Annotated in this window: 12 protein-coding genes; 2 read left to right on the plus strand and 10 right to left on the minus strand. The window is 51.4% G+C overall.

All coding sequences use genetic code 11. From position 1 onward, the window contains the following. Positions 1-128, minus strand: a 128-nt coding sequence (locus QZ506_RS20390) for an IS1 family transposase (protein WP_367273036.1), incomplete at its 3' end; no start/stop codon positions are given. A gap of 101 nt (positions 129-229) precedes the next feature. Here QZ506_RS20390 and QZ506_RS20395 point away from each other — a divergent pair. Next, positions 230-631 (plus strand): dihydrodipicolinate synthase family protein, encoded by a 402-nt coding sequence (locus QZ506_RS20395; protein ID WP_291973512.1) that lies wholly within the window; start codon positions 230-232, stop codon positions 629-631. A gap of 470 nt (positions 632-1,101) precedes the next feature. Here the strand turns inward: QZ506_RS20395 and phoU are convergent, their stop codons facing one another. From phoU to QZ506_RS20430, 7 genes are all read right to left on the minus strand, one after another. Beyond that, positions 1,102-1,830, minus strand: coding sequence for a phosphate signaling complex protein PhoU (phoU, locus tag QZ506_RS20400; RefSeq protein ID WP_291973514.1), 729 nt, complete (start codon positions 1,828-1,830; stop codon positions 1,102-1,104). A gap of 14 nt (positions 1,831-1,844) precedes the next feature. Further along, complete coding sequence (pstB, locus tag QZ506_RS20405; RefSeq protein ID WP_291973516.1) at positions 1,845-2,621, minus strand: phosphate ABC transporter ATP-binding protein PstB; 777 nt, start codon at positions 2,619-2,621, stop codon at positions 1,845-1,847. Positions 2,622-2,672: 51 nt separating this feature from the next. Beyond that, entirely contained in the window at positions 2,673-3,560 is an 888-nt protein-coding gene (gene pstA, locus QZ506_RS20410; RefSeq protein WP_291973518.1) for a phosphate ABC transporter permease PstA, read from the minus strand. Beyond that, positions 3,560-4,519, minus strand: a complete 960-nt coding sequence (gene pstC / locus QZ506_RS20415; protein ID WP_291973520.1) for a phosphate ABC transporter permease PstC — start codon at positions 4,517-4,519, stop codon at positions 3,560-3,562. The genes pstA and pstC overlap by 1 nt, the downstream gene beginning before the upstream one ends. Before the next feature lie 122 nt (positions 4,520-4,641). Continuing rightward, the gene (gene pstS / locus QZ506_RS20420) at positions 4,642-5,685 is read right to left on the minus strand and encodes a phosphate ABC transporter substrate-binding protein PstS (RefSeq protein ID WP_291973522.1); all 1,044 of its coding nucleotides are present in this window, start codon (positions 5,683-5,685) and stop codon (positions 4,642-4,644) included. A 194-nt stretch (positions 5,686-5,879) separates the two neighbouring features. Beyond that, entirely contained in the window at positions 5,880-6,446 is a 567-nt protein-coding gene (locus tag QZ506_RS20425; RefSeq protein ID WP_291973530.1) for a LysR substrate-binding domain-containing protein, read from the minus strand. A 23-nt stretch (positions 6,447-6,469) separates the two neighbouring features. Next, on the minus strand, positions 6,470-6,724 hold the full coding sequence (locus tag QZ506_RS20430) for a LysR family transcriptional regulator (RefSeq protein WP_291973524.1): 255 nt from the start codon (positions 6,722-6,724) through the stop codon (positions 6,470-6,472). A gap of 142 nt (positions 6,725-6,866) precedes the next feature. Here QZ506_RS20430 and QZ506_RS20435 point away from each other — a divergent pair, with 142 nt between their 5' ends. Beyond that, positions 6,867-7,478: a LysE family transporter gene (locus QZ506_RS20435; RefSeq protein ID WP_291973525.1), complete on the plus strand. Its 612-nt coding sequence runs from the start codon at positions 6,867-6,869 to the stop codon at positions 7,476-7,478. A 69-nt stretch (positions 7,479-7,547) separates the two neighbouring features. Here the strand turns inward: QZ506_RS20435 and glmS are convergent, their stop codons facing one another. Both glmS and glmU read right to left on the minus strand, forming a co-directional pair. Then, positions 7,548-9,380, minus strand: a complete 1,833-nt coding sequence (glmS, locus tag QZ506_RS20440; protein ID WP_291973527.1) for a glutamine--fructose-6-phosphate transaminase (isomerizing) — start codon at positions 9,378-9,380, stop codon at positions 7,548-7,550. A 179-nt stretch (positions 9,381-9,559) separates the two neighbouring features. Next, complete coding sequence (gene glmU, locus QZ506_RS20445; RefSeq protein ID WP_291973528.1) at positions 9,560-10,933, minus strand: bifunctional UDP-N-acetylglucosamine diphosphorylase/glucosamine-1-phosphate N-acetyltransferase GlmU; 1,374 nt, start codon at positions 10,931-10,933, stop codon at positions 9,560-9,562. Between the last annotated feature and the right edge of the window lie 348 nt (positions 10,934-11,281).

Genomic DNA, 11,281 nt, shown 5'->3' on the forward strand with positions numbered 1-11,281 from the left:
AAGCCCTGTAGCCATCCGTGTTTGCATGACTGACGACGGTAACGCTGATGGCCACTTTTGCCATAACCGTGTTTTTTCACAGGAGATGTCTGTTCACAAAACGGGCATCTTACATCAACTTTATCCACTGTATTCCACATCCAAAACCGGACATTTCACGCTGCAATCAACATATTGAATACACGACCGTTGCGCCAATATTGTGGGCATCAAAGATACCGTTGATTGCATGAGCCATATTAGCTTGGTGATCACGGAAGTGAAAGGTCGTCATCCCAATTTTCTGGTGTTCTGCGGCTTTGATGAATACGCCCTCGATACGCTGCTGCTCGGCGGTGATGGCGTAATTCCCGCCACCTCCAATTTTGCACCGGAAATCACCTGCGGTATCTATCAGGCATTTTTGGATAAGGATATGGTTGCGGTGCAATCGCTGCTGCGCCGTCTGGCCGTGCTGTCGAAGATCTATACCCTGGAAGTGCCTTTTACCGGCCTGATAAAAGAAGCGATTCGCCTCACGGGTTCGTCAATTTCTGCCGCCGTGTCCGCGCCTGCGACGCCGCCCAGCCAAGAAATGAAACAGTACCTAATCGCGTTGCTGCGTGAGGCTAATATCGCCATTGGGGAATAACCTCCCCACGTTACAGAGACGCTGCTGCTAAGCGCGTCTCTGTAGACTAACATTCAGGAAGAAAACCATGCTGGATAAGAACGCGAGTACTACGTTTGATGCTACATCAACCCATTGAATACACGACCCCTATTCTCCAGAAAAAATAAAAACGGTGAGAAAATTGTTACTTCAGGAGCCAAAAGGAACATTGGCACTGACTATTAAGCGTGAAAATCAAGTAATGGATATTGTGCTCTAACACACAAACCTCTGCATCCAACCATCAACAACATGCCCCTGACGGGGCGTATGAGGTTGCTGATAAACAGCCCGACTCCCACTGTCATTCCCGCGAAGGCGGGAATCTCTTGCCGAAGAAACGCGTTTATTCACACAGAGATCCCCGGCTTCCGCCGAGGATGACGAGGGGGTAGAGTGACTTTGTCAGCAGTCTGCCCCCCCATGACAGGGGATATTGTCAGTGAAAATCACTGAGGTGCAGGTCCGTTTTTCTCTTTCTCCAGCAGTTTTTCCAGCGCATCACCACCAATATGGCGGAAATCCTGCCCTTTAACGAAGTAGAAAATAAACTCGCAGATGTTCTGGCAACGGTCGCCAATGCGTTCGATTGAGCGGGCGCAAAACAGCGCGGTCAATACGCTCGGAATGGTACGTGAGTCTTCCATCATGTGCGTCATCAGTTGGCGCACAATGCCTTCATACTCTTTATCGACCTTCTTGTCTTCTCGATAAATACGGATAGCTTCATCCAGATCCATGCGCGCAAAGGCGTCCAGTACGTCATGCAGCATTTCTACCGTATGACGACCCAACGATTCCAGGCTAACCAGCAAATGCTGATGCGAATATTTCTCCAATGCGGTGCGACAGATTTTATCCGCTACATCGCCAATACGCTCCAGTTCAGAAATGGTTTTGATGATTGCCATCACCAGACGCAAATCACTCGCCGTTGGCTGACGCTTAGCGATGATACGCACACAGGCTTCATCGATGGTCACCTCCATCAAGTTCACCTTGGCATCACCTTCAATCACGCGCTGGGCCAATTCCGCGTCACGGTTGTGCATTGCCGTAATGGCATCCGTCAGTTGCTGCTCAACCAAACCGCCCATGGTCATCACCTGGGTGCGAATGTGCTCAAGCTCAGCGTTGAACTGCCCGGAAATGTGTTTGTTCAGATTCAGATTGTCCATGATGCTTCCTGTAATCAACCATAGCGACCGGTAATGTAGTCTTCGGTCTGTTTCTGTTTGGGCGCGGTAAACAGGGTATCTGTATCGCTAAATTCGATCAGTTCGCCCAAGTACATAAATGCCGTATGATCCGAACAGCGTGCCGCCTGTTGCATGTTGTGGGTGACGATCACCACGGTATAATATTTCTTCAATTCGGAAATTAGTTCTTCGATACGGCCCGTAGAGATAGGATCCAGCGCCGAACAAGGTTCATCAAGCAGCAATACATCAGGACGGATAGCGATACCGCGCGCAATGCACAAACGCTGCTGCTGACCACCCGAGAGACTGTATCCGCTCTGGTGCAGCTTATCTTTGGTTTCCTGCCACAATGCGGCTTTGGTCAATGCCCACTGCACGCGCTCATCCATATCGGCGCGGGAAAGTTTTTCGAACAAACACACACCGAAGGAAATATTGTCATAAATCGACATCGGGAACGGGGTTGGCTTCTGGAACACCATGCCCACCTTGGCACGCAGCAACGCCACATCCTGCTTGTCAGTAAGAATGTTGTTACCATCCAGCAAAATATCCCCTTCCGCGCGCTGTTCCGGATACAGTTGATACATTTTATTCAGCGTGCGCAACAGGGTGGATTTGCCGCAGCCAGACGGGCCGATAAATGCGGTAACCTGATTGGTGGCAATATCCAGCGTAATGTCTTTCAGCGCATGGAATTTTCCATAATAGAAATTCAAATTGCGCACCTGGATTTTGTAGTTGGATGTATCGGTAGCCATACTCATTAATACTTATCTCTTTTAACTGGTGTGTCGTCCGACACCCCGTTGAATCCATTAATGTTTCTTTTTCGCGAACAAAATACGCGCGACAATGTTCAGCAGCAGCACACACAGCGTAATCAGTAGCACCCCCGCCCAGGCCAGCTGTTGCCACTCGACAAACGGGCTCATGGCAAACTTAAAGATGGTGACGGGCAGGTTAGCAATCGGGTGCATCATATCGGTGTTCCAGAACTGGTTGGACAGCGACGTAAACAGCAACGGTGCGGTTTCCCCGGCGATGCGGGCGATTGCCAGCAGTACGCCAGTGATAATGCCGGATACAGAGGCTTTCAATGTGATGGCCGAAATCATTTTCCACTTCGGCGTTCCCAGCGCATAAGCCGCTTCACGCAGGCTATCGGGAACCAGTTTCAGCATGTTCTCTGTGGTACGAATCACGATAGGCACCTGCAATAGCGCCAGCGCAATCACCCCCGCCCACCCCGAGAAGTGCTGCATCTTTGTCACGACAATCGAGTAGACAAACAAGCCAACCACAATCGAAGGTGTTGACAATAAGATATCGTTAATAAAGCGAATCACTTCGGCAACAATGGATTTGCGACCATATTCCGCTAGGCAGATACCCGCCATAATGCCGAGCGGTGTACCAAAGACCGTGGCCCAGAAAATCAGCAATCCACTGCCGACAATGGCGTTGGCAAGCCCACCACCTGCGGCGTTGGGTGGCGGCGTCATTTCGGTAAACAGCGCCAGCGACATGCCGTCGATCCCTCGCACTACGGTAGAGAACAGGATCCACACCAGCCAGAACAGGCCAAATGCCATGGTTGTCATGGAGAGGCATAGCGCAATGCGGTTCTTCTGGCGACGCCAAGCCTGCATTTTCTGCCGGGTACGCGCCAGTGTGGCTTCTTGTTCCATTCCTAACGCCGCCATTAGCGTGCCCCCTCATTTTTTGCCAAACGCATAATCATCAACTTAGACAGCGCCAGCACGATAAAGGTAATCACAAACAGGATAAGACCAAGCTGCATCAATGCCGCCGTATGCAGGCCAGATTCCGCTTCGGCAAACTCGTTCGCCAGCGCGGAAGTGATACTGTTGCCGGGCATAAACAGAGACAGGCTGTCCCACTGGTAGGTGTTACCGATAATAAAGGTCACCGCCATGGTTTCACCCAGTGCACGCCCCAGCCCCAGCATGACGCCGCCAATCACCCCGTTTTTGGTGTATGGCAATACGATGCGCCAAATCACTTCCCAGGTGGTACAACCAATACCGTAGGCTGACTCTTTCATCATTACCGGTGTTTGCTCAAACACGTCGCGCATTACGGCAGCGATATAAGGAATGATCATGATGGCCAGAATCACACCGGCGGCCAGAATACCGATACCAAACGCAGGACCAGAGAACAGTGTGCCCAAAATAGGAATGCCGGACAGGATACTCCCAACCGGTTGCTGGAAGTATTTGGCAAACAACGGTGCGAAAATAAACAGACCCCACATGCCGTAAACGATACTCGGAATGGCGGCCAATAATTCGATGGCAACGCCCAACGGGCGTTTCAGCCAGTTCGGTGCTAACTCCGTCAGGAACAGGGCGATACCGAAGCTGATAGGAATAGCAATGATCAGTGCAATCAGCGAGGTCACGACGGTACCGTAAATCGGCACCAGCGCACCAAACTGCCCGGCAGGCGCGTCCCACTCTTTAGTCCACAGAAACGCAAAGCCAAACTTCTCAATGCTCGGCCAGGATGCCACGATCAGCGATACGATGATGCCGCCCAGCAGCAGCAGCGTCAGCAGCGCAGAGAATCTCACCAGTGCGCTAAAGATGACGTCGCCCAGCTTTCCGGGGGCTTTCATGGTTGGCTTATACTCAGCCATAGGGCTCTCTTCTTCAGTGTTAATCATTTTACAGGCAAAGGCGGACGGGCTTCCCGCACATCCGCCATAACTTATGTCAGTGCCTTGTTAACCGCACAAGGGCTTGCATATCGTTTCAATGCTTATTTAAACAGCGCGTTACCGCTGCTGTCTTTTACACTGGTTTTCCATGCGGCACGAATCTGCTCAACCACTTCGGTTGGCAGCGTAGCGTAATCCAGCGCTACCGTTTGCTCACCGCCTTTCTTGAACGCCCAGTCAAAGAACTTCAGCACTTCAGCGCCCTGCTCTGGTTTTTCTTGTTTCTGGTGAACCAGAATGAAGGTGGTAGAGGTGATTGGCCATGCGTCAGCACCGTGCTGGTTGGTCAGGTCCTGAGCAAAAGATTTGCTCCAGTCGATGCCTTTGGCCGCATTGCTGAATGATTGGCAGGTCGGTCGAACGGCTTTACCGTCGGCAGAAATCAGCTTGGTGTAAGCCAGGTTATTCTGCTTGGCATAAGCATATTCAACATAACCGATTGAGCCTGGCAGACGCTGAACGAACGCGGCAATACCGTCGTTACCTTTACCGCCCAGACCGGTCGGCCAGTTAACCGTAGAACCAGCACCAATTTTCTCTTTCCATTCAGCGTTCACTTTCGCCAGATAGCTGGTGAACACGAAAGAGGTACCGGAACCGTCAGCGCGACGAACGACGGCGATATCCTGATCCGGCAGTTTAACGCCCGGGTTCAGTTTAGTGATGACCGCATCATTCCATTTTTTGATTTTACCTAGGTAGATATCACCCAGCGTTTTACCATCCAGCGTCAGTTCGCCAGATTTAATGCCCGGGACGTTTACCGCCAATACCACACCACCGATTACGGTAGGGAACTGGAACAGGCCATCTTCAGCCAGCTTATCATCAGCCAGTGGTGCATCAGATGCACCGAAATCAACGGTTTTTGCTTGAATCTGCTTAACGCCGCCAGAAGAACCAATACCTTGATAGTTAACTTTATTGCCCGTTTCTTTCTGGTAAGAGTCTGCCCACTTGGCGTAGACCGGCGCTGGGAACGTAGCACCTGCACCGGTAAGGTTAACGGCAGCTGAGGCGTTGACCGCCGTCAGGGAAAAGGTTGCCATAACAAGACCGGCAATCGTGGTACGCATCAGTCTCATAATCCCTCCTGTGGGATTTTTTAAAGGTGTCGACCCAGATTCTTTATTGATCAGAGTGTAGTTCGCAGGGGGAAAAATAGGACAATTACATGACAGTAAAATGTATTTAATGTTACAGTTTTATGACATGCAAAAAATGTTCACGATCAATTGCATTAAACGCGGCATTTTACCTGAATACGCGCGGCGTTGATTCAGGCCATAGCGCGTAACAAGGACAATATATCTATCTGAAAAGTATCAGGAAATAACTGGTAAGGCGACAGCAGGCAGTAACAGGATCCCTCCTCAACGAACCACAATGGCGCAGCCAGAACGCCACTGGCAATATCATATCTGACTAATTGCCATGGACCAATGGCAACCCCAAAACCGGCAACAGCAGCCTGTAAACTGAAATAAAAGTGCTCGAATGTTTGTCCATTATTGTCATGAAATGGGTATTGTGTGACCGAACTCCGCGTTTGCCAAGCGCTTAAGCGCGTGCGGCTGTGTAAGCGCGGCGCAGTGGTGTGCAATGACATCCCGTTTTTAGCGGGAGAAAACCAATCAACCACGTTATCAGGCCGACACACAGGCCCGACTTTTTCACTGAACAGGTATTCTGCATGGTAACCATCGGGTAACGGGAAATCATCGTACCGAATGACCAAATAAATGCCAGTGTTAAATGAAAATGCGCCTCCGCCCGCAACCAGATGAATATCCCGATCCGGATGTTTTGCCTGAAACGCTGGCCAACGAGGAATGAGCCAACGCATCAGCAATGTCGGTTCACATGACACTACCCAGCGCCGCTGCTGGCGCGGAGTTCATTGGTGGCGCGCTGCATGACTGTCAGCCCTTCATTCACCGCCTGCGCCAGCGTGCGGCCTGCTTGCGTCAGAAAAACGCGGCGACTGCGCCGTTCAAACAGCGCAACCCCTAAATCATCCTCCAGCATACGCACCGCACGACTAATTGCACCGTGTGTAAGATGTAACGCTTCGGCGGCACACGTGAAGTTCTCAAACCGTGCTGCGGCCTCAAAACAGCGCAAGGCTATCAATGAAGGAAGGCGGGTTTGATTGACGTCTAATGGTGAGTTTAACTCACCATTAGACGTCAGAAATCATCGTTAGTTATCCCTATCTTGTTTGCATAGCATATTGATATCTAATTTGATATTAAAAAGGTTATGTATGGTCGAGTATCTCGCTGTATTCACAATAACACTGTTTGCCGTTATTAGCCCCGGGCCTGATTTTACCATGGTGACACGCAATAGCCTGATGCTGTCGCGCCGTGCGGGAATCCTAACGGCTGTCGGTATCGGTGGCGGCATTCTGGTCCATGTGAGCTATACCCTGATAGGCATCGGGTTGATCATTCAGCAATCACTGTGGCTGTTCAACATGATCAAACTGATTGGTGCGGCATACCTCATTTGGCTTGGAGTGAAAATGTTACGAGCCAAACCCGTCAGCGCCCAGCTCGATACCGGTATCGCCTCCGTCTCTGATTGGAGAGCGCTACGCACCGGTTTTCTCACCAATGCGTTAAATCCCAAAGCAACGGTATTCATCGTCAGCCTGTTTATGCAGGTGGTAAGCCCACAGACGCCGTTGGCGATGCAAATCGGCTACGGTATTTTTATCTCGGTAGCGCACATCTCATGGTTTTGTCTGGTCGCCCTGTTTTTATCTTCCGGCGCAATCCGTGAGCGACTGCTCGACGTGCGTCATTGGATCGACAGAACCTTTGGTGGCGTCTTGCTGGGGTTAGGCGTGTTGTTGGCTTTGGCACGGCGTTGAACGCTTATCACATAAAAAAAACCTGCCCCTATAGGGCAGGTCCAGTTATGCAGCTCAGCATAGCGGCAGTTACTCTACCGTCACCGATTTCGCCAGGTTACGCGGTTGGTCAACGTCGGTGCCTTTAATCAGCGCCACGTGGTAGGAGAGCAACTGTAAAGGCACGGTGTAGAAGATTGGTGCAATAACGTCTTCCACATGCGGCAGCGGAATGATGCGCATGTTTTCGCTGCTGATAAAGCCCGCTTCTTCGTCGGCAAACACATACAGCTCACCGCCGCGTGCGCGCACTTCTTCGATGTTGGATTTCAGTTTTTCCAACAGCTCATTGTTGGGCGCAACCACCACAACAGGCATATCCGCATCAATCAACGCCAGCGGGCCGTGCTTCAACTCACCAGCCGCATACGCTTCTGCATGAATGTAAGAGATCTCTTTAAGCTTTAGCGCTCCTTCCATTGCGATAGGGTACTGAACGCCGCGTCCCAAAAACAACGCATGGTGCTTATCAGAGAAACCTTCTGCCAGAGACTCAATCAGCTTGTCCTGTGATAGCATCTGCTCAATACGCGCAGGCAGCGCTTGCAGACCGTGGACAATATCGTGCTCAATCTGGGCATCCATACCGCGCAGACGGCCAATACGCGCCACCAGCATCAGCAACACCGTTAACTGGGTGGTAAACGCCTTGGTGGACGCCACGCCAATTTCCGTACCGGCTTTGGTCATCAGCGCCAAATCGGATTCACGAACCAGCGATGATCCTGCCACGTTACAAATAGCCAGCGATCCCAGATACCCCAGCTCTTTGGACAAGCGCAACGCTGCCAGCGTATCCGCCGTTTCACCGGACTGAGAGAGGGTGATCATCAGGCTATTGGCGCGCACCGCCGGTTTGCGATAGCGGAATTCAGAGGCGATTTCCACATCACAGGGCACACCCGCCAGTGCTTCAAACCAATAACGCGATACCATGCCTGAGTTGTAGGACGTACCGCAGGCAATAATCTGAATATGCTGCACTTTAGCCAGCAGTTCATCCGCTTTTGGACCCAGTTCAGACAGATTCACTTCACCGTGGCTAAAACGCCCTTCCAGGGTGTTTTTGATCGCCAACGGCTGTTCGTAAATCTCTTTCTGCATGTAGTGGCGGTAAGCGCCTTTGTAACCCGCGTCATAATTGACTTTGGATTCAATCTCTTCGCGTTCAACCAGTTCGCCCGCGCGGTTGAAAATGCGCACAGTGCGGCGCGTCACTTCAGCCACGTCGCCTTCTTCCAGGAACATAAAGCGGCGGGTCACTGGCAACAGAGCCAGTTGGTCAGACGCAAGGAAGTTTTCACCGACACCACGGCCAATCACCAGCGGGCTCCCAGAACGCGCAGCCACCAGCACGCTCGGATCGCGACTGTCCATCACTACCATGCCGTAAGCGCCACGCAGTTGAGGGATAACGCGTTTTACCACGTCAACCAGCGCACCGCCGGTTTGTTGCTGTTCCCAGTGCACCAGGTGCGCAACCACTTCGGTATCGGTTTCGGAAACAAAGCGATAGCCACGCCCGATCAGCGTTTCACGCAGCGGTTCGTGGTTTTCGATAATGCCGTTGTGAACGATGATAATAGGGCCGGAGACGTGCGGGTGCGCATTTTCTTCTGACGGCTCACCGTGCGTTGCCCAACGGGTATGAGCAATGCCCGTACCGCCCGCCAGCGGATGCTCTTCCACCGCTTGCGCCAGCATCTGTACCTTACCCAAGCGACGTACGCGGGCAACGTGCCCCTCTGCGTCAACCACCGCCAGCCCCGCAGAGTCATAACCACGGTACTCAAGGCGGCGAAGCCCTTCTAACAGAATTTCAGAAATATCGAGTTGCGCAACTGCGCCTACAATTCCACACATGGATGTGTATTCCTATACGCGTGACATATTGTGTCACTTTCGACGTCTTAAACCTGATCGTGCCGGTTTTTCCGGTGTCCCCGAGCCTTGTAGAGAGTGGGGGATTATTATGTTTTGCGGAGTGCTTTAGCCTAAAACACTGTGCAAAACCGCCTCCACAAAATGGGAGGCGACATCACTTATTTTTTCTTAACAGGCCGCGCCCAACCTGAAATATGACGCTGTTTTACCCGGCTTATCACCAGCGCATTCTCTTCCACATCGCGCGTTACCGTGGTGCCAGCACCGATGGTCACACCACTGGCTACGGTCACAGGGGCCACCAGTTGACTGTCAGAGCCGACAAACACCTGATCGCCAATCACGGTTTTGTGCTTGTTGGCACCGTCATAATTACAGGTGATGGTGCCTGCACCAATATTCACATCATCACCAATTTCCGCATCGCCAAGATAGGTCAAATGGCCTGCTTTGGAACCTTTACCCAAACGCGCCTTCTTCAACTCAACAAAATTGCCAACGTGTGCACCCTGTGCCAGCTCGGCCCCCGGTCGCAGGCGCGCAAAGGGCCCTACCGTACACTCAGCGTCCAAAACCGCATTTTCTAACACGGTGTACGGGCTGAGGACACAGTCATCACCGATCACGCTGCCTTTGATGATACAGCCCGCACCAATCTCAACCCTATTCCCCAATGAGACCTGGCCTTCAATGATCACATTAGCATCAATACTCACATCACGTCCGTGGGTTAATGTCCCACGCAGATCAAAACGAGAGGGATCGAATAGCATGACGCCCGCCAGCAGCAACTTATTTGCCTGTTCCCGCTGATAGACACGTTCCAGCGTCGCCAGTTGCAGACGGTTATTAACCCCTTCCACTTCGCTCAGATTATCAGGATGTACAGCTTCAACACGGCGGCCTTCTGAGGCAGCCATAGCGATAATGTCAGTGATGTAATACTCGCCTTTCGCGTTGTTATTGTTTAACTGGCTCAGCCAGCGTTTCAGATCCTGACCGTTTGCTGCCAGAATGCCGGTGTTGATTTCGTTAATCTGACGCTGCTGTTCCGTCGCGTCCTTGTGCTCGACAATCCCGACCACAGACCCGTTATCATCGCGCACAATGCGGCCATAAACGGTGGGGTCGTCCAGTTTCACCGTCAGAAGCGCAATGCCGCCCTGTGGCTTATCCGCCAGCAAGCGCGCCAGCGTGGCGGGTGATATCAAAGGAACATCACCGTACAGCATCAGAATATCTTCATTATCAGCAAAAAACGGCGCCGCCTGCTGCATGGCATGCCCGGTACCGAGTTGCTCCGCTTGCAGAACCCAATTCAAATCCGGGTTGGTTAACCTGTCTTTCAATAAATCGCCGCCGTGTCCGTAGACCAAATGCACCTGTTTGGCACCAGTTTCCATAGCCGCATCAATCACATGCTGAACCATCGGCTTACCAGCGAGCGGATGAAGTACTTTTGGTAGATCGGAAAACATACGTGTTCCTTTGCCAGCGGCAAGGATAACCACGCTCATGACACTGTTAGACATGCACCACCCTGATGAAACGAATTGATAACCCACGGATTCAATTGGATGAAAGTAAACCCGTTATCGCTGCGGATTACTACATATTTTTCAACGAAAAATACCACAATGCCGCGCGAGGCAAGGAAAAAGAAAGTGTACCCAAGTCTAAACCTTACTGGTGGTTTTTTTAATTCATCTTTTCCGAAAAAATGGCTAAAATGGAGCCTGTACACGAGATTGTGTAATTGCCTGATTTTGATATGTTCAATCCAACATCAAAAGCAGGTTACTTTATGGACGAAAAACAGTTACAGGCTCTGGCTAACGAGCTGGCCAAAAATATCAAAACCCCTGACGATATCAACCAGT

This window comes from Candidatus Symbiopectobacterium sp., from assembly GCF_020054415.1.
In the GTDB taxonomy this organism is placed as follows: domain Bacteria; phylum Pseudomonadota; class Gammaproteobacteria; order Enterobacterales; family Enterobacteriaceae; genus Symbiopectobacterium.